We start from the raw sequence: 19,783 nt of genomic DNA on the forward strand, positions 1-19,783 counted from the left end.
TTTCTATGCTTACTCGTCAGATCTCAGTTGCAACGCCAATATTCTTGCTGATCTTTTTAATTCAAGAAGCGGTTGTCTCGCAGTTTCGTTTACCTGGTGGAGGATTTTCGATTTTATTGATCTTCGCTTTAACGTGGGCGGTTTTAAGTCAACCTGAAGTTGCTGCAGTAATTGGCTTTTCATCTGGAATCTTGATGGATCTGTCGCAGAGTGCAAGCGGACCCTTTGGTCAATGGACTTTGATTATGTTGCTGGCAGGGTATGCAATTTCTTATATTGGATACGGTGATGACAATATTCATGCAAACGCGATTGGAATTGTTTTCTTTATCGTTATTGCCAATTTCTTTGTTGAAATCGCCTATTTACTGACCGGAGCATTACTTGGAGTATCCATCGGTTCTCTTGGCCAGATAGTAATCACATTATTTGGAATGAGCCTTTGGGCGCTGTTAGTTTCACCAATCATGCTTCCGATATTTACTCGTTTGCATGCTTTGATTTTTGATTCGCGGGCATCGCTGTGAACAGTAGATCTCGCCTAGCTTTAATGGTTGTTCAGATTTTGATTGTTTCTTTGATGGCCGCACTCTTTGGTCGCCTCTTTTATTTGCAGGTTGCAGCAGGTCCTAAGTACAAAGAAGCAGCGTTAAGCATTCAAAGTCGAGATGTTGTGGCACCTGCCAATCGAGGCTTGATTGTTGATGGCTATGGTGTGCCGTTAGCAATGAATAAGGCTGGTTTAGCCATCACAATTGATCGAATCGCTATCGACAAGCTGGAAGATAAAGGCGCAGATGTTATGAAGCGCTTAGCCAAGCTACTTAAGTTGCAGTACAAAGATGTTTACCAAAATACTCGTTTGTGTGGAGAGCTTCCGCCGGGACAAAAAGCTGGTTGCTGGCAAGGTTCTAGGTATCAACCGATCCCAATTACAAAGTCTGCAGATCCAGATATTGCGTTACAGATTGTTGAACGCGCAGATGAATTCCCTGGCGTAGATGCACAGCCTGTTGCAATCCGAAGTTATCCAAGTTATTTGGATGTAAATGCGGCTCATGTACTTGGCTATGTTGGACCATTGACCGAAAGCGATCTTTTAGCTGGAAATGGCAAGCAGTATTTCCGCAGTGAAACAATTGGTAAGTCTGGTTTAGAAATTCAATACGATTCATTTTTACGTGGCGAACCAGGAATTAGAACAGTTATTGTCGATCGCAAGGAATCAGTTACACGTGAGAGTCAGAATACGAAGCCTTTGCCCGGTGATCATCTAGTTACTAGCCTTGATGTTCGCTTACAGGCAAGTGCTGAAAAAGCTCTTAAGGATGCCGTCCTTCGTGGCCGTGCAAATGGCTACACCTCTGATTCAGGTGCTGCAGTTGTTATGGATATTAAGACTGGAAGAATTTTGGCACTTGCGTCCTATCCGACCTATGACCCAAATGCATGGGAAACGGGATTAACGGTTCAGCAAGCTGAAGATCTATTTAGCGAAAAGAAATCTGTTCCAGCCCTTAATCGTGCTTTGCAAGGTTTGTTTGCTCCTGCTTCAACTTTCAAAGTTGTATCCCTGCTTGCTGCAGCAAATGCTGGGTATGACGTAAAGGCCAATTACAAGTGTCCTTCAGAGGTCCAGGTCGGTACACGTACCTTCAGGAACTTCGATAGTAAAAACCAAGGCACCATGAATATGTATAAAGCCATGGCGGTTTCATGCGACACCATTTGGTATCAAATCGCCTTTGATGAATGGCTTCGGGATGGTGGATTAAGGCCTAAATCCAACCCTAATGATTACTTCTTTGAGGCCGCCAAAGCTTTCAACATCACGCAAAAGGTCGGAATTGATCTTCCATCTGAATCAACATCACGTCTTGCCGATCGTGATTATAAGAAGAGCTGGTACCAGCAGAACAAAGATTTCTATTGCAACTATAAAGAGCGTGCAACAAAGGCGCAGCAAACTCCTTTCTTGCTTCAATTGGCTGCAGAAAATTGCGTTGATGGAGACAAAGTTCGTGCCGGAGATGCAGTGAACTTTTCTATCGGACAAGGTGACACAGTTATGACGCCATTGAAACTAACTCAGATGTATGCAGCAATTGCTAATGGTGGAACGATTTGGCAGATGATGGTTGCAAAGGCGATCGTTAAAACTGATGGCACAGTAGTTAAGACATTTACTCCTCAAAAACTTGGAACGGTAAAAGCTGCGCCATCGCTTTTGGCTTTCTTACGTGGATCTTTGCGTGAGGTAGTTGTTAGCGGTACAGCTGCAGGTGCATTTGCTGGATTCCCAGTTGAGGTCAGTGGCAAGACAGGAACTGCCCAAGTTTTTGGTCGAAATCCCAATGGTTCACTTAAAGATGACACGTCCTGGTTTGCATCGTATGCACCAACTAAGAACCCACGGTATGCAGTTGTCATGATGGTTGGTCAAGGTGGTTTCGGTGCATCCACATCTGGTGTCGGTGTCAGGCGTATTTATGAATCCCTCTTTGGCGTGGTCGGTAACAAGCTAGTTCCTGGCGCGGCGTTATTTCCTGAAGGCAAACCTCCGAGCCAATTACCTAAGATTTCACCAGCAACAAAACCTAAGGAGGCGAGCAAGTGAGTCAGATTCACGCACGCCAAAGGTTGTATCGACGTAGCCGTCAATCATTGTTTAATGGCTGGGATCCAGTATTGACCGCAGTTGTAGCTTTGCTTTTAATCATTGGCACGCTTTTGGTCTGGTCAGCAACACGTGATTGGTACACACGCAATGGATTAGATGGGCAGTATTACTTAAAGCGCCACAGTATAAATATCTTGATTGGTGGTTTATTGGCGTACGGAACTACGGTCATTGATTACCGATTACTAAGGGCGTACACACCTTTGTTGTGGGGTGCCGGAGTACTGGGCTTAGTTATTGTTTTGATTCCAGGCTTAGGTGCTGAAATTAATGGTGCGCGTGCATGGATTGCTTTACCTGGTGGTTTTCAAATTCAACCTGCAGAGCTAGCAAAGATTGCAATCATTATTGGTATGGCGATGATTTTGTCAGAGCGAGGGCATGACAGTAATGAACCCAGCAGTAAAGATGTTCTACAAGCTTTAGTCGCTGCTGCTATTCCAGTGCTTCTGATAATTGTTCAGCCCGATATGGGAACTGTTTTGATTATCTCTGCCGCGGTTGTGACAATCATCGCCGTTTCCGGTGCTCCCGCCCGCTGGGTGGTCGGTTTATTGCTGCTTGCAGTTTTAGGCGGATTTGTTGCAGTTAAGGCAGGTGTAGTGAGTGAGTACCAGGTAAAGCGCTTGCAAACTTTTGTTGACCCAAACGCCGATACCCAAGGTGCGGGATATCAATTGCGTCAGGCACGCATCACTGTCGGTTCAGGTGGATTGCTCGGAACTGGTTTGTTTAACGGTCCACAAACAAGTGGCCGCTTTGTTCCAGAACAACAGACAGATTTTATTTTTACTGTAGCGGGCGAAGAACTTGGTTTTGTTGGTAGCGGATTGATTTTGATTTTGTATCTCATATTGTTGATACGGGCATTTTCAATCGCTCGACGAACATCAGATCCCTTCGGGCGACTGGTATGTACCGGCGTTATTGCATGGTTTGCTTTCCAGATATTTGAAAACATTGGAATGACTTTGGGGCTGATGCCGATGACCGGAGTTCCGTTGCCATTTATTTCCTATGGAGGATCATCGATGTTTGCCACCTTGATCGGATTTGGCCTCTTGCAGAATGTTCACGCTCGTTTACGCGGGTAAATAGGCAAATCAGCCCCGCTCTGCCATAATTAAGCCACCAGTTCAGCGCGGCTCGCGATCAATCGCGATACAAGCCCAGCGCGAACGGTACGGAAAACCCAACAGGATTTTTTAAGAAGATAGCTCCGCAAGGGGCATAAAGGATTTGGTGCCATGGCGATTGAGCCTAAAACACCGCGCAAGCGTGCGGTTAAGAAAGCATCGGCAAAAGCTGATGCTCCAGTTACTGAAACAACTGAAGAAAAGAAGACAACTCGTAAGAAGGCCGCAGCAATTCCGGTCCCTATTTTTCAAGCAGCACCTGAAAAGCCAGCTGCAAAGAAAGAAACTGCAAGCAAGCCAGCTAAGAAGTCGGCAGGTAAGAAAGCCACATCGCAGGGTGATAGCGCTGAACCAAAAGAGGCTGCAGAGAAAGTTACTAGCACCGAAGGCGCTGGATCTGATTCTGAAGAGCGCGGTAACCGTAATCGCCGTCGCCGTCGTGGTGGCCGTGGTCGTCGCAAGCCAGGTTCTTTAGACGCAACAAATACAGAAAATTCTGACGAAGATTCAAGTGAAGAAAGTAGCGATGAGGATTCAGCAGAGGGTGCAACTTCAACCCGCCGCCGCCGTCGCCGTCGCGCAACTGGCGAAGGCGTAACACCCGGAGAAACCATCGAAGAGGATGGCGTCATAACCGTTGTTAAGGTTCGCGAAAAGCGCGAGCGACCAGAGCGTCCAGCACGTACAGATCGTAATGACCGCAATAACCGTAACCGTCGTGATCGTAATGACCGTAATGATCGTTACGACCGCAATGACCGTGGTGGACGTAGCGAATACCGCGAGCCATACCGCAAGCGCGGAACAATTATTACTGATGGGGAATTCTTAGCTCGTCGCGAAAATGTTGACCGCGAAATGCTTGTTCGTCAGATTGCAGATCGCACCCAGATCGCCGTTATCGAAGATGGCGTCATGGTCGAACACTATGTAAACCGCAATAGCAATGTTTCTTACGTTGGAAACGTTTACCTAGGTCGCGTGCAGAACGTTCTACCTTCTATGGAAGCAGCTTTCGTTGATATCGGTAAGGGCCGTAACGCAGTTTTGTACGCAGGTGAAGTTAATTGGGATGCTGCAGGTATCTCTGAATCACAGCCACGAAAGATCGAAACTGTTTTAAAGACTGGCCAGCCAGTATTAGTTCAAGTAACTAAGGATCCAATTGGCCAAAAAGGTGCACGTTTAACTAGCCAAATTTCACTACCTGGGCGACATGTTGTCTTTGTTCCTGGTGGTGGAATGTCTGGAATCTCAAAGCGCCTTCCTGAAGAAGAGCGCACACGTTTGAAGTCGATTTTGAAGAACTTAATCCCTGAAGAATCTGGCGTCATTGTTCGCACAGCAGCTGAAGGTGTTAGCGAAGAAGATCTAACCAATGATGTCGCACGCTTGAAGGCTCAATGGGAAGACATTTATGCAAAGAGCCAGAATCCAAACTTCCACGCGCCTGCTGCTTTGTATCAAGAGCCAGACTTAGCTGTTCGAGTTATTCGCGATATTTTCAATGAAGATTTCCGCAAGCTAACTGTTCAGGGCGCAACTGCTTGGGATGAAGTCACAAGTTACCTTGGATTTATTGCACCAGAGTTAACTCAGAAAATTGAGAAGTACACCGGAAACGGCGATTTGTTTGCTGACTTCCGCGTTGAAGAACAACTTGCAAAGGCATTTGATCGCAAGGTGTATCTACCTTCTGGTGGATCACTTGTTATCGACCGTACCGAAGCAATGGTTGTTATTGACGTTAACACCGGTAAGTTCATCGGTAAGGGTGGAAACCTGGAAGAGACAGTTACTAAGAACAACTTGGAAGCTGCAGAAGAAATTGCACGCCAACTTCGTCTGCGCGACTTAGGTGGAATCGTTGTTATCGACTTCATCGATATGATTCTTGAATCAAACCGTGAAGCGGTATTGCGTCGATTAGTTGAATGCCTTGGACGCGATCGCACGAAGCACCAGGTCGCAGAAGTTACTTCACTTGGTTTAGTTCAGATGACACGTAAGCGTGTTGGCCAAGGACTGATTGAAGCTTTCTCAACTACATGTGATTCATGTAGCGGACGCGGAATTCATATTCATATGGAGCCAGTAAAGATGAAGGCACCAATGCCTCAGCTTGATACGCCTTCATCACAGCATGAAGATGCCGATGAAAAGGACGCAACCGAGCACGAATTCCATGAATCGTTGAATTCAGAGCCCGTGGCAGCTGAGCCAAAGGTCGAAGTAAAGGCCGGTGGGCGAAAGCGCCGCCGCGCATCATCCTCAGGAATCATTACCGCATAACAGGAGCCCGATTTGAGCATCAGAGCTCAAATCGGTACCCTTACCCCTCAACCTAAAGTTCGGAGAACTACGCACGTGGCAAATATCAAGTCTCAGATCAAGCGCATCAAGACCAACGAGAAGGCACGCCTTCGCAACAAGTCTGTGAGCTCATCTATCAAGACCGCCGTCCGTAAGTTCCGCGATGCTGTCGCTGCAGGCGATTCAGCTGCGATCACGACAGAGCTACGCGCTGCATCACAGTCACTAGATGTCGCAGTGCAAAAGGGTGTTCTTCACAAGAACTCAGCAGCTAACAAGAAGTCTTCAATGGCTAAGGCAGCTGCCAAAGCCGGCGCACGTTAATCCCTTTACTAATTTAAAGCGAGGCTAGGTTCATGCCTGCAATTTCACTTGCTAAGGCGCCACAACCAGCAGCAACCAATCCGGCGCAGATTCGTAACTTCTGCATCATTGCCCACATTGATCACGGTAAATCAACTCTTGCCGATCGCATGTTGGGCATTACCGAAGTTGTAGAAGCTCGCAACATGCGCGCGCAGTATCTAGACCGCATGGATATCGAACGCGAACGCGGAATCACAATTAAATCCCAAGCGGTTCGTTTGCCGTGGCGTTCATCTTTAGATGGCCAGGAATACATCTTGAACATGATCGATACTCCTGGACACGTTGACTTTACTTACGAAGTATCGCGCTCGCTAGCAGCATGTGAAGGCGCGGTTTTGCTCGTCGACTGCGCACAAGGAATTGAAGCCCAGACTCTTGCAAACCTTTATCTAGCGATGGAAAACAATCTAACAATTATTCCAGTGCTCAATAAAATCGATCTGCCAAATGCACAACCAGAAAAGTTTGCGGCAGAGCTTGCCAAGTTGATTGGCTGCCAACCAGAAGATTGCTTACGTGTATCTGGAAAAACTGGCGATGGCGTTGCAGATTTATTGGACCAAATTGTTGCCCAGATTCCGGCACCAGTAGGAGATCCAAATGCACCAGCACGTGCATTGATCTTTGATTCTGTGTATGACTCATACCGCGGTGTTGTTACTTATGTTCGTGTAGTCGACGGACATTTATCTCCACGCGAACAAATCCAAATGTTTTCTACTGGAGTTCGCCACGAAGCGCTAGAAGTTGGTGTTATTTCTCCGGAACCAATTGCCGGCAAGGGCCTTGGCGTAGGTGAAGTAGGTTATTTAATTACAGGTGTAAAAGATGTTCGACAATCACGTGTTGGCGACACAATTACGACTTATAACAATCCAACTAAGTCGGCACTGTCTGGCTATAAAGATCCAAAGCCAATGGTGTTTTCTGGTTTGTTCCCACTAGATGGTGCAGATTTTCCTATCCTTCGCGAAGCGCTAGATAAGTTACAGCTCAACGATGCTGCACTTGTTTATGAGCCAGAAAGCTCGGCCGCTCTTGGTTTTGGTTTCCGTTGCGGTTTCTTAGGTTTGCTTCACATGGAAATCGTGCGCGAGCGACTAGAGCGCGAACACAAACTGAACCTTATTTCTACCGCTCCTAACGTTGTGTACAACGTCAATATGGAGGATGGCAAGCAGGTACGAGTTACCAACCCATCAGAATTTCCAGATGGCAAGGTTGCTGCTGTATTTGAGCCAATTGTTAAATCAACAATCCTGGCTCCTTCTGATTTCATCGGAACGATCATGGAGCTCTGCCAAGATCGCCGCGGCGTTTTGTTGGGTATGGATTACATCTCTGAAGATCGCGTTGAGATTCGCTATGACTTGCCGCTGGCTGAAATCGTTTTCGATTTCTTTGATCAATTGAAGAGTCGCACCAAGGGTTATGCATCATTGGATTATGAAGAAAAGGGCGATGCCGAGGGAAATCTGGTCAAGGTCGACATCTTGTTACAAGGTGAAGCGGTTGACGCATTTAGCGCAATTGTTCACCGCGACAAGGCGTACGCATATGGCGTGATGATGACCGGAAAACTTCGCGAACTAATTCCTCGTCAACAGTTCGAAGTTCCTATTCAGGCGGCAATCGGTGCTCGCATTATTGCCCGTGAAAGTATTCGTGCTATCCGTAAAGATGTTTTGGCTAAGTGTTATGGTGGAGATATTTCACGTAAGCGTAAGCTTCTAGAAAAGCAAAAAGAGGGTAAGAAGCGCATGAAGATGGTGGGACGCGTTGAAGTGCCACAAGAAGCTTTCGTTGCAGCCCTTGCTACTGATGCAGATATTGAACAGATTAAGGCTGCTCGCAAAGCAGGGCAATAATGCTCTCTTTTTATGTACATATTCCGTACTGCATTAAGCGCTGCGGCTACTGCGACTTTAATACTTACACTCCATCAGAGCTACAAGATGGTGCAACGCTAGAAATCGTTAGCAACGATTACATTGATGCTGTTTTGCGCGAATTAGATGCCGCTCCAACAGATGTTGTCCCAACAATATTCTTTGGTGGCGGTACGCCATCGTTGCTACCAGCCGATGATTTGGGCCGGGTGATTGCCGCGGTTAAAGCACGTAATGGTTTGGCCGCTGACTGTGAAATCACGCTAGAAGCCAATCCAGATTCAGTAACGCAAGAGAAGTTGGCCAGATACCTTGAAGTAGGTTTTAATCGAATTTCATTTGGAATGCAATCTGCAAAGCCACATGTTTTAGCCGCGCTAGATCGAACCCACAATCCAGCCAATGTTGAAAAAGCAATCACTATGGCAAGGGCTGCAGGTTTTCAATCAATCAGCGTGGATCTGATTTACGGAACACCAGGTGAAAGCCTAGAAGATTGGCGCGAGACAGTTCAGGCCGCGCTGTCCTTGGATATCGATCACATCAGCGCTTATGCATTAATTGTTGAAACCGGAACTAAGTTAGCTGCACAAATCAAGCGCGGGGATTTAACAATGCCCAACGATGATTTGATGGCAGATATGTACTTATTGGTGGATCACATGTGTGAAGCCAAGGGTTTAACTTGGTATGAACTTTCAAATTGGTCAAAACCAGGACACCAATGTCGCCACAACATTGCTTACTGGCAGAACAAGAATTGGTGGGGACTAGGACCAGGTGCGCATTCACATGTTGACGCGCGACGTTTCTGGAATGTTAAACACCCAACTACGTATAAGCAAAAAGTATTTGCTGGAGAATCACCAGTGTTAGACAGTGAACAGCTGACTAAAGAACAAATCAAAGATGAATCAATTTTGCTCGGAATTCGCATGCGCGAAGGTCTTGCTTTAGAGCTGCTAGAACCTATGCAAATGGAGGTATTAGCGGTGTATCGTGAAAATGGCTTTGTCGAACTGCGTGATGATCGCGTTGTCTTGAGCCCTGCGGGGCGCTTGATCGCAGATCGAATCGTGCGAGAAATAACTATCTAGTACGCTTAGCGCAAATGTCATCACGTCGTCTTGAAATCCTCCGCGCAATTGTCGATGAGTACGTTGCGACCCAAGAACCTGTCGGCTCAAAATCTATTGCCGATCGCCATGGTCTAGGAATTTCACCTGCCACGATTCGAAATGAAATGGCTGTCCTTGAAGATGAAGGTTTGATCATTCAGCCTCATACAAGTGCTGGTCGCATTCCAACTGATCTTGGCTATCGCGTATTCGTAGACAAGTTGGCAACAGTTAAGCCGTTGTCAGGTGCCGAACGCCGTGCGATTGAAACTTTTCTTGAGGGTTCAAATGACTTAGAAGAGTTGCTCAAAAAGTCTGCAAAGTTATTGGCAGATATTACAAAGCAGGTTGCTGTTGTTACCTACCCAATTCTTGGAGAGCAGCCAAGCCGTGACAAGATGGCAATTTCTGGCACTGCGCATTTAGCACGATCAGGTGACAATATGGGCTTAACCCTTTCACCGATCCTTGAAGCACTTGAAGAACAAGTTGTTTTATTAAGTTTGCTCAATGAAGTTCATCCAACTGTGCACGTTCGAATCGGTAGTGAGCAGACTGAAGCAAACCTACAAGCAACTTCCTTAGTAACTGTTGGTTATGGCATGGAGTCAGCACAAATAGGTGCAGTTGGTGTTCTAGGGCCTACCCGAATGGATTACGCAGGTTCGATTGCAGCAGTTGATGCAGTTGCTCGTTACGTTGGTCGCTTCATTAATGAAGGTGCATAAGTGGCTGATCATTACCAAACTTTAGGTGTTTCTAAGGGTGCAACAGCTGATGAAATTAAAAAGGCGTATCGCAAACTTGCCCGCGAACTGCACCCTGACGTAAATCCTGATCCTCATACTCAAGAAAAGTTCAAAGAGGTCACCGAGGCTTACGATGTTTTAAGTGATCCACAAAAGCGTCAGAGCTATGACATGGGTGGCAGCGGATTTGGTGGTGCCAACTTTGGTGGTGGATTTAGCGACATCATGGATGCATTCTTTGGTGGCGGTGGATCTCGTGGTCCACGACCACGCACACGTGCAGGTCAAGATTCACTTATTCGCATTCAAGTAGATCTGAATGAAGCATGCTTTGGAACAGAACGCGAAATCACCGTTGATTCTGCCGTAGTTTGCCCTAAGTGCACCGGCACAGGATGTTTAGATGGCGATCATCCAGAAGTTTGCCTTAGCTGTAAGGGACGCGGTGAAACACAACAAGTAGTGCGTTCAGTTATTGGCCAAGTAATGACATCGCGTCCATGTAATGCCTGCCAAGGATATGGCAGCGTTATCAAGAGTCCTTGTCGTGAATGTGCTGGCGAAGGTCGCGTACGTAGCCGCCAAACAATTGATGTAAAGATTCCAGCCGGTGTTGAAACTGGAAACAGAATTCAAATGTCTGGCCGCGGAGAAGTTGGTGCTGGCGGTGGACCTGCAGGAGATCTCTACGTAGAAATCGTTGAAGAACCTCACCAGTACTTAGTTCGTGAAGGTGACACGCTGCACATGCAATTAGACATCAGCATGGTGGCAGCATCACTTGGCACGACAGTCACAGTTGAATCACTTGATGGTCCAGTTGATGTAAACATTAAATCGGGAACACAAAGCGGAACACCTGTTGTTATCAAGGGTAAAGGAATGACCCGTTTACGCCGCGGGGATCGCGGTGACTTGGTCGTACATATTGAAGTTAATACGCCAACAAAACTGAGCAAAGAAGAAGAAACACTGCTTCGTAAATTCGCTGAAATTCGTGGTGAAAAATCCAGCGATGCTCATGTTAAAGGCCAAGATGGTTCAATCTTTGGCAAGATCAAGGGAGTGTTTAACAAGTAATGTTCACACTCTTTTTCGTAGAGGATCTACCTACGACAGTGGGCGCACATTATGAATTTGCTAATGAGGATGCCAACCATGCAATTCGTGTTTTGCGAATGCAACCTGGCGCTGAATTCATGCTTAGCGATGGTAAAGGCACCTGGTCACAAGTAAAGGCCATTGAAGTTTCCAAGAAATCTATGCAAGTGCAAGTGCTTGATTCTGGTTACCAAGAGGCGTTAGCAACAACGATCACAGTTGTGCAGGCACTTCCCAAGGGTGATCGTGCAAAAGAGGCGATTGAGCTTTTAACTGAATCCGGTGTTGATCGAATTGTTCCGTGGGTAGCCAGCCGCAGCATTGGGAAAGGCACCGATAAGTTTGCAATCACAGCACGTGAAGCAAGTAAACAATCTCGTCGCTTTAGAATCCCAGAAGTCACAGAAATTGCAACAACATCACAAATTTGTGAAGCAATTAATTTAAGCGATTTAGCAATTGTTTTCCACGAAAGTGCAACCCAAAAACTGTCAGATCAAGTTTCTTCGCACAACGTGCAAACCCTTTTGATCATTATTGGACCCGAAGGTGGAATCACTGATGAAGAGCTTGCTGCCTTTGAAGCAGCTGGTGCAAAGGTTGCTTTGATGGGTCGCCCTATCTTGCGTTCGGCGCACGCTGGTATCGCAGCGGTTTCGGCAGTTTCTGCACTTTTGAAGGTATGGTAATTACGTGGCTTTAGATCCCAACTGCATCTTCTGCAAAATTATTGAAGGTGAAATCCCCGCTGACATCGTTCTGCGCAACGAAAACGTGGTCGCATTTAATGATCTGAATCCGCAAGCACCAACCCATGTTTTGTTGATTCCAACGCTTCACACTGAAAACGCGGCAGGGGTTGCTCGCAATAGCGCGACCATTACCGCAGACCTTTTCTTGGCCGCAGATCAGATCGCCAAAGAGCGGGGACTAAACGGCTACCGAACTGTCTTTAACACCGGCGAAGACGCTGGCCAAACGGTTTTCCACGCTCACCTGCACCTTTTGGGCGGGCGTCCGATGGCATGGCCACCCGGTTAAAGATAGATTTACCCGCATATGGAGCGAACGCTAATCACCGTACCTACCGCCATTCCTATGGTTGCTGTGGTTGGTCCGCATGATGACAATCTACGAACAATCGAAGCGGCATTTCCTTCGGTCAACATCACTGTTCGCGGAAATGAAATCACTTTACGTGGCCCACACGCCGATTGTGCGAGGCTAGAGAATCTATTCAGCGAGCTGATGGTTGTTATTCGCAGCGGCAATATTTTGAATGTGGACGCAGTTACTCGCGCCATCGAAATGCTAGAACATGAACCAGTTGATCACCCAGCAGAAGTTATGTCGCTTAACATTGTGAGCAACCGTGGACGAACAATTCGCCCAAAGACTGCAAACCAAAAGCGCTACGTTGATGCAATTGAAGATCACACAATTACCTTCGGAATTGGCCCAGCTGGTACCGGTAAGACTTACCTTGCAATGGCGATGGCAGTTGCTGCGTTAAATGCCAAGAAGATCAACAGAATAATCTTGACCCGTCCTGCAGTTGAAGCAGGGGAACACCTTGGTTTCTTGCCAGGAACTCTTAGCGAAAAGATTGATCCATACCTGCGCCCATTATTTGACGCGCTGCATGACATGATCGATATCGATTCAATTCCACGCTTAATGCAGTCAGGTGTTATCGAAGTTGCACCTCTTGCTTATATGCGCGGTCGCACATTAAACGATGCTTTTGTGATTTTGGATGAAGCTCAAAACACCACACCGGAACAGATGAAGATGTTTTTAACTCGTCTTGGCTTTGGTTCAAAGATGGTTGTTACAGGAGATGTAACTCAGATCGATCTACCTAATGGTCAAAATTCAGGTCTTCGCGTGATTAGAGATATCTTGAAAGATATTGATGACATCGCATTCCTGGAACTAACCGCCGAAGATGTTGTACGCCACCGCTTGATTGGCGACATCGTTAGGGCTTATGACAAATTTGATGAACAACGACAAGCATTGCGTCCGATTCGGAAATAAATGACAATTGAAGTTACTAATACTTCAGGCCAGCTAGTTCCAACCGCTGAAATGACCTCCCTGATGACACACGCAATGACTGCGTTGGATCTAAATCCTGATTGCGATTTGAACATCGCTTTCGTGGAAGATGATTACATGACCGAGCTTCACATCAAATGGATGGATGAGCCAGGAACTACTGATGTTTTGTCATTTCCAATGGATATGCCTGAAGAACCAGGTGAAGCGGTAACTCTTGGGGACATTGTGATTAGCCCAGTTGTTGCCGCAGCTCAGGCCTTAACCCAAGGACATTCAACTGAACACGAGATTTACATCTTGGCTACACATGGTTTGCTTCACATTATTGGTTACGACCATGCTGACAAAACCGAAGAAAAGGTTATGTTTGAACTACAGGAAAAAATAGTCACCGACTGGGAAAAGAGATCATGAGTCCGATAGCAATAGTTAGCATCATTCTTCTGCTTATGTTTGCAGGGTTTCTTGCCGCGAGCGAATCAGCACTTACTTCAATTTCACGTGTGGTGATTGATGAACTAGAAGGCAAGCGCGGGGGAGCATTGCTGCGTAAATACAGCGCCCAACCCGCTCGCTACCTCAACGTAATTCTGCTTGTTCGCAAGCTCTGTGAATTCACTGCAACGGTATTGCTGGCGGTTATTTTGCTGCGCAATTATTCGTCAGCCCAAGCTATGGCGCTAACCGTTGCAATCATGGTTGTGCTTTCATACGTTGTCGTAGGTGTCGGACCTCGAACTCTAGGCAAGCAACAGCCACACAAATACGCGCGCTACGGAATCATCGTGGCCTACGGAATGGCTTTCTTATTGGGCCCAGTTACAAAGATTCTTATTTCAGTTGGAAATGCTTTAACGCCAGGTAAGGGTTTTCGTTCTGGTCCATTTACCTCTGAAGCCGAACTTCGTGACTTGGTAGATCAGGCACATGAACGTGGCTTAGTGGAATCTGATGAGCACGAGATGATTCACTCGGTATTTGAACTAGGTGACACTATTGTTCGGGAACTCATGGTGCCACGTACCGACATGGTGTGGGTGGAAAAAGATAAGAGCTTGCGTCAAGGTTTATCGCTAGCTTTGCGAAGCGGATATTCACGTATCCCAGTTATCGGCGACAGCATCGATAACATTGTTGGAATTGTGTATGTGAAAGATCTAGCAAAGCGAGCCCTGGATCATCACGAAGCCGAGCAGAGTGAAACAATTGAAATGCACATGCGCCCTGCCAGCTTTGTACCTGAAATTAAGATGGCAGATGATTTGCTAAAGGAGATGCAGAAGAACCAGATTCACCTTGCAATCGTTGTCGATGAATACGGCGGCACCGCTGGAATCATCACAATTGAAGACATCATCGAAGAAATTGTGGGCGAAATTGAAGACGAATTTGATGATGCTGACGAAGAGTTTGTCTGGCTTTCAGAAGATAAGGCCCGTGCACGAGCATCGCTACACATTGAAGATTTAGCTGATGAACTAAAGATTGAAATTGAAAAAAGCGATTATGAAGATATTGACAGTGTTGGTGGATTAATGGCGCAGAAATTAGGCCGAGTTCCAATCGCTGGATCGACTATTTCTTGGGAAGGTTGGGCAATCACTTCAGAGCGCCCACAGGGGCGTCGACGCAGAATTTCATCTGTCTTGGTTGAACGGCTTGAAGAAGAGATTGAAGACGCCGAGTAACGATAGAATTGTGCAATGCGCATTGTTCGATTCACCCCCGGTCCTGACGCTGGCTTAGGCCAAGATCCCCTCTTTGGCGTCCTTGAAGACGATGCGACCATCAGCATCATCAGCGGAGATCCAATTTATTCAGGCATCCAAAAGACTGCCGCGAAGATTGAATTAAACAAGGTTCGCCTATTAGCGCCCATCATTCCTAGATCAAAGGTTGTTTGCGTTGGCAAGAACTACGCCGATCACGCAGCTGAAATGGGTGGGGTAGTTCCTGACGAGCCAATCATTTTCTTAAAGCCAAACACATCTGTGATCGGTCCTAACGACACAATCGTGTGGCCAGATATGTCAGAGCGCATCGATCATGAAGCCGAGCTTGCAATCGTTATTGGTCGAATTTGTAAAGATGTACCAATAGAACGTGTTAACGATGTGATCTTTGGTTACACAATCGCAAATGATGTAACTGCGCGCGATATTCAAAAGAAGGATGGTCAATGGACCCGTGCAAAGGGCTTTGACACCTTTTGTCCAATCGGCCCTTGGGTTGATACCGACTTTATTCCTGGCACTCAAAAGATCACTGCAACAATTGCAGGCGAGCTAAAGCAATCTGCCCAGATTAGCGACATGATCTTTGATGTTCCAACAATTGTTAACTTTGTTTCTCGTGTAATGACGCTGTTACCAGGTGACATCATTTTGACCGGAACCCCAGCGGGTATCGGCCCAATGGTCGCTGGTGAAAAAGCAACTATGGCTATCGAAGGTCTTGGCGAACTAACTAACAAGGTGAGTGCAAAGTAATGTCGCTAGATAATTCTTCAACACGAGTAAAAGTTCGCTTCGCACCATCTCCAACCGGTGATCTACATGTCGGAAACATTCGCACCGCTTTGTTTGATTGGGCCTATGCCAGACACACTGGTGGAACGTTCTTGTTCCGCATCGAAGATACCGACACTACTCGCGTTACAGATGAGTACATCAACGCAGCAATCGATACTTTAAAGTGGCTCGGCCTAGATTGGGATGAGGGCCCAGAAGTTGGTGGCGATAACGGTCCTTACCTTCAGTCGCAACGTTTAGATATCTATGCACATTGGGCGCAAAAGTTTCTCGATCAAAAGGATGCTTACCATTGCTACTGCTCACCTGATGAATTAGAAGCAGTTCGTGAAGCACAGCGCAAAGCAAATGTCGCACCTGGTTACAACGGACATTGCCGTGATCTAACGGATGCGCAGATCGCTGGCTACAAGGCAGAAGGCCGCGGGGCAGTAGTGCGTATGCGTATGCCTGATGGCAGCACAACTTTCACCGATTTAATTCGTGGAGACGTCACCTTCGATCACAACTTTGTTCCTGATTTCGTGTTGGTTCGCGCGGATGGTTCACCTCTGTACACATTGGCGGTTGCAGTCGATGACGTCTTGATGAAGGTGACACATGTTCTGCGCGGTGAAGATTTACTGTCATCAACTCCACGCCAGATTCGCGTGTACCAGGCGATGGGCGTAAAGCTTGAGGATTACCCAGTGTTTGCTCACCTTCCATTTGTTATGGGTCAGGACAATGCAAAACTTTCAAAGCGCAATGGCGAAGTTTCTATCGCGTGGTATCGCGAAATGGGCTTCTTGCCAGAGGCGATCTGTAATTACTTAGCTCTGCTTGGTTGGTCTCCCGGAGATGATCTAGAGAACATCACCATGAAGCAGCTAACAGAAATGTTTACCGTTGAAAAGGTTCACAGTTCACCCGCCCGTTTTGACATGAAAAAGCTAGAAGCAATCAATGGTGACAAGATCCGTGCGTTGACGCTGGATGAATTCTTGAAGTGGTCCTTGCCATTTTTGACAAAGGCAGATGTCATCACAGGTACTGATGCCGAAATCGCATTGGTCAAGAAGGCGCTTCCGATTATTCAAGAGCGAATCATCATGCTGAATGAAGTTCCAAAGATGCTCAAGTTCCTGTTCACCAAGAACTTTGCCGTAGAGGCCGAATCTGTTTCAAAGATTACCGATGATGCTTCTAAGGAGATCTTGAAGCGTTCAGTCAAGGAGCTAGAAACAGTTTCTGATTGGACCCATGCAAACATCGAAGCTGTGCTTCGTGCATCATTGATTGAAGAGATGGCATTGAAACCTCGTATCGCATTTACCGCATTACGTATTGCGACCACTGGCAGCACAATTTCGCCACCGCTTTTTGAATCAATGGAATTACTGGGTAAAGAGGCCTGTTTACTGCGTATTAACGCGGGATTGGCGCTCTAAAACCGCTGGTATTCTTTGCCATTGCAAGGTGCAGACCTTGGGGTATGGGGTAATTGGCAGCCCTGCTGATTCTGGTTCAGTAAGTCTAGGTTCGAGTCCTGGTACCCCAGCGCAGTACAGATGTAAAGAAAAAATATGGACTAGGGCCCCGTCGTCTAGCGGCCTAGGACTCTGGCTTCTCAAGCCAGCTACGAGGGTTCGAATCCCTTCGGGGCTACCACTGATATCTCTCTTCTCACACAGCAAATGTGCGAGAAGAGAGATTTTTGTTTTGCATCGCGCGATAGGTTTAATACATGCGAGTGATCAATACAGAACAACTAAAAAGTATTCTTGCTAATTTGCCAAGTAATCCACGAATCATTGCATCTGGAAACTTTTCTACACCAAAGATCTTGCTTTCAATAGCAGATGAGGTAATCCCCGAATTCAAACTTCATATGCTAAACGCCCATGGCAGCGGAATTCCAGATCGCACAGGTATTACCTACGAGAGCGCATTTGTAGGTCCTGCAATGCGCAATCACGCACGTCTGGAATACATTCCATCACGTTTATCTTTACTTCCAGTTTTGATTCGAAATTTCTATCGCCCAGATGTTGTTTTCATTCACACATCACAGCAACGCTTTGACACAGTAAGTCTTGGTACCGAAGTAAACATTTTGCCCCGTGCCATTGAAACCGCCAGAGCACATGGGGGATTGGTTATCGCCCAATCCAACAAGCAGATGCCTTACACATATGGCGATGCCCAGATATATGAAAGCGAGATCGATTACTTAGTAGAAGTCGATGAACCGCTTCAAGAGAAGCCAGCAACGCAAATCACAGATGTACAGGCTGAAATCGGCAGCCGTATTGCGGCTTTAGTTGAAGATCATTCAACGTTGCAGTTAGGTATTGGCGGAGTACCGGACGCGGTTTTGTTAGCGCTAAAACAACGTAAAGGCCTGCGCATCTGGACTGAAATGTTTTCAGATGGCGTACTAGAGCTTTCAACGGCTGGAACTCTAGATGACGAGATCTTGATTACCGCATCCTTTATCTTCGGCAGCCAAGAGCTGTATCAGTGGTTGGATTTAAACAAGAAGGTTCGTATGTTGCGCACAGAGCGCACCAATGATCCAAGCCAGATTGCGCGTCAAGCAAAGATGACATCGATCAATAGCGCATTGGAAGTTGATCTCTTTGATCAAGCAAATGCCAGCCATGTGCGTGGAAAGATTTATAGCGGCTTTGGTGGTTCAACCGATTTCATTGTAGGAGCGCTACACAGCCGCGGTGGTCAGTCATTTGTTGCCCTGCCTTCGTGGCATCCCAAGGCAGAAGTTTCAACAATCGTGCCTCGCTTACAAGCCAATGTGACACATTTTCAACACTCATTTGTTGTTACTGAGCAAGGTGTAGCCGCCTGCTTTGGTCATAGCCAAAACGACCAAGCCTTAAACATTATTAAGAACGCGGCGCATCCTTCGGTTCGCGAAGAGCTAACCACAAAAGCTGCTGAGTTCGGTCTTATCTAGCCCACATCAACAGCGGGGGCGCATCTTCATGCATGTTCTGCGCAATCCACGTCGCACCATCTAGGTTATCTCCAGCAGATTGAACAATTACTGCATTAGGTAATTTCGCGTTGATCTCTAAAGCGATCTTAGTTGAATATGAAGCGTTTTTGGCAGGTCCGCCTTGAATGACAATTTCTGGTGAATCAGCTTTACTTCCACCGCATCCATACCAGGTTGCAATAACTGTTTGTGCCAGTAAGTACGCACCTTCATCAACAATTGCAGTTGCAGTTGAAACACCTGCATCAGCAGCCTCTAGAACTTTTCTTGCCGAATTAATCGCCAGAGTTGCTGCATCTGAGCTGTCTTTTACTGTCAGTGAATCAAAAGCAGCACATTCATCTGCAAAATATTTAAGCATCTCGATATCTTCGCCTCGACCCTGACGAATACCTAGCGCTTTAGTTATTCCATTCTTACCTAACCAGAAACCGCCACCTTCATCTCCGTATGTACTTCCCAGACCATCGCGGTGGGCAAATTTACCTTCACGGCCTCCGACACTGACTACTCCGCCGCCAATGGACAAAACAACACCATTGCGGCCATTAAGTGCGCCAACAAATCCGGCAAGCCCATCATCAATTACTGCAACTGCGGTCGAGTTAAAATATTTTTTACATAACTGTCCGTATTTTTCTGGTTGGGTTACAACACCATTAAATCCAGTACATGAAAGTGCGATTTCATCAACAGATATGTTTGGAAGCTTTGAAAAAATTGCTTCAAAAGAATCTAGGACTGTCTCGCCGTTTAGCTTTCCTCGGGAGGATTGCGTCGTAATTCCTTGATATCTGATCCGTGACCCAGATTGGCCGAGATCTACGACAAGCAT

The 19,783-nt window shown here is 46.6% G+C and carries 18 protein-coding genes and 2 tRNA genes; 19 read left to right on the forward strand and 1 reads right to left on the reverse strand.

Annotated features, from left to right (window positions below; translation table 11 throughout):
• Window positions 1-5: 5 nt before the first annotated feature.
• The 19 genes from AC9UC2_RS04140 (at window position 6) to AC9UC2_RS04230 (ending at window position 18,906) form a co-directional block, all read left to right on the forward strand.
• On the forward strand, window positions 6-527 hold the full coding sequence (locus AC9UC2_RS04140) for a rod shape-determining protein MreD (protein WP_509525542.1): 522 nt from the start codon (window positions 6-8) through the stop codon (window positions 525-527).
• A gap of 23 nt (window positions 528-550) precedes the next feature.
• Window positions 551-2,617, forward strand: coding sequence for a penicillin-binding protein 2 (gene mrdA / locus AC9UC2_RS04145; protein WP_509525545.1), 2,067 nt, complete (start codon window positions 551-553; stop codon window positions 2,615-2,617).
• Window positions 2,614-3,774, forward strand: a complete 1,161-nt coding sequence (gene rodA / locus AC9UC2_RS04150) for a rod shape-determining protein RodA (RefSeq protein ID WP_509525547.1) — start codon at window positions 2,614-2,616, stop codon at window positions 3,772-3,774. The genes mrdA and rodA overlap by 4 nt, the downstream gene beginning before the upstream one ends.
• Before the next feature lie 153 nt (window positions 3,775-3,927).
• The gene (locus tag AC9UC2_RS04155; RefSeq protein ID WP_509525549.1) at window positions 3,928-6,108 is read left to right on the forward strand and encodes an Rne/Rng family ribonuclease; all 2,181 of its coding nucleotides are present in this window, start codon (window positions 3,928-3,930) and stop codon (window positions 6,106-6,108) included.
• Window positions 6,109-6,183: 75 nt separating this feature from the next.
• A complete protein-coding gene (gene rpsT / locus AC9UC2_RS04160; protein WP_509525551.1) occupies window positions 6,184-6,453 on the forward strand; it encodes a 30S ribosomal protein S20 in 270 nt (89 codons plus the stop codon).
• Window positions 6,454-6,485: 32 nt separating this feature from the next.
• Window positions 6,486-8,366, forward strand: coding sequence for a translation elongation factor 4 (lepA, locus tag AC9UC2_RS04165; RefSeq protein WP_509525553.1), 1,881 nt, complete (start codon window positions 6,486-6,488; stop codon window positions 8,364-8,366).
• Window positions 8,366-9,484, forward strand: a complete 1,119-nt coding sequence (gene hemW / locus AC9UC2_RS04170; protein ID WP_509525556.1) for a radical SAM family heme chaperone HemW — start codon at window positions 8,366-8,368, stop codon at window positions 9,482-9,484. Before lepA ends, hemW begins: the two co-directional genes overlap by 1 nt.
• 14 nt (window positions 9,485-9,498) lie before the next feature.
• The gene (locus AC9UC2_RS04175; protein ID WP_509525558.1) at window positions 9,499-10,233 is read left to right on the forward strand and encodes an HrcA family transcriptional regulator; all 735 of its coding nucleotides are present in this window, start codon (window positions 9,499-9,501) and stop codon (window positions 10,231-10,233) included.
• Entirely contained in the window at window positions 10,234-11,334 is a 1,101-nt protein-coding gene (dnaJ, locus tag AC9UC2_RS04180) for a molecular chaperone DnaJ (protein WP_509525560.1), read from the forward strand. It begins immediately after the preceding gene.
• A complete protein-coding gene (locus AC9UC2_RS04185) occupies window positions 11,334-12,044 on the forward strand; it encodes a 16S rRNA (uracil(1498)-N(3))-methyltransferase (RefSeq protein WP_509525562.1) in 711 nt (236 codons plus the stop codon). The genes dnaJ and AC9UC2_RS04185 overlap by 1 nt, the downstream gene beginning before the upstream one ends.
• A 4-nt stretch (window positions 12,045-12,048) precedes the next feature.
• Window positions 12,049-12,396, forward strand: a complete 348-nt coding sequence (locus AC9UC2_RS04190) for a histidine triad nucleotide-binding protein (protein ID WP_509525565.1) — start codon at window positions 12,049-12,051, stop codon at window positions 12,394-12,396.
• An 18-nt stretch (window positions 12,397-12,414) separates the two neighbouring features.
• A complete protein-coding gene (locus AC9UC2_RS04195) occupies window positions 12,415-13,395 on the forward strand; it encodes a PhoH family protein (RefSeq protein ID WP_509525568.1) in 981 nt (326 codons plus the stop codon).
• Window positions 13,396-13,833: an rRNA maturation RNase YbeY gene (ybeY, locus tag AC9UC2_RS04200; RefSeq protein WP_509525571.1), complete on the forward strand. Its 438-nt coding sequence runs from the start codon at window positions 13,396-13,398 to the stop codon at window positions 13,831-13,833.
• Window positions 13,830-15,107, forward strand: coding sequence for a hemolysin family protein (locus AC9UC2_RS04205; RefSeq protein WP_509525574.1), 1,278 nt, complete (start codon window positions 13,830-13,832; stop codon window positions 15,105-15,107). Before ybeY ends, AC9UC2_RS04205 begins: the two co-directional genes overlap by 4 nt.
• Before the next feature lie 15 nt (window positions 15,108-15,122).
• Window positions 15,123-15,908, forward strand: coding sequence for a fumarylacetoacetate hydrolase family protein (locus AC9UC2_RS04210; RefSeq protein ID WP_509525576.1), 786 nt, complete (start codon window positions 15,123-15,125; stop codon window positions 15,906-15,908).
• A complete protein-coding gene (gene gltX, locus AC9UC2_RS04215; RefSeq protein ID WP_509525578.1) occupies window positions 15,908-17,380 on the forward strand; it encodes a glutamate--tRNA ligase in 1,473 nt (490 codons plus the stop codon). The genes AC9UC2_RS04210 and gltX overlap by 1 nt, the downstream gene beginning before the upstream one ends.
• Before the next feature lie 38 nt (window positions 17,381-17,418).
• Window positions 17,419-17,490, forward strand: a tRNA-Gln gene (locus AC9UC2_RS04220).
• 34 nt (window positions 17,491-17,524) lie between these two features.
• Window positions 17,525-17,600, forward strand: a tRNA-Glu gene (locus tag AC9UC2_RS04225).
• A gap of 76 nt (window positions 17,601-17,676) precedes the next feature.
• Window positions 17,677-18,906, forward strand: coding sequence for an acetyl-CoA hydrolase/transferase family protein (locus AC9UC2_RS04230; RefSeq protein WP_509525580.1), 1,230 nt, complete (start codon window positions 17,677-17,679; stop codon window positions 18,904-18,906).
• On the opposite strand, the gene AC9UC2_RS04235 is transcribed toward AC9UC2_RS04230, so the two are convergent.
• Window positions 18,899-19,783 carry a BadF/BadG/BcrA/BcrD ATPase family protein gene (locus tag AC9UC2_RS04235; protein WP_509525582.1) on the reverse strand — a complete coding sequence of 295 codons (885 nt, stop codon included), beginning with the start codon at window positions 19,781-19,783 and terminating at the stop codon, window positions 18,899-18,901. The genes AC9UC2_RS04230 and AC9UC2_RS04235 overlap by 8 nt on opposite strands.

Origin of the sequence: Candidatus Planktophila sp. (genome assembly GCF_036734405.1) — a bacterium.
GTDB lineage: Bacteria > Actinomycetota > Actinomycetes > Nanopelagicales > Nanopelagicaceae > Planktophila.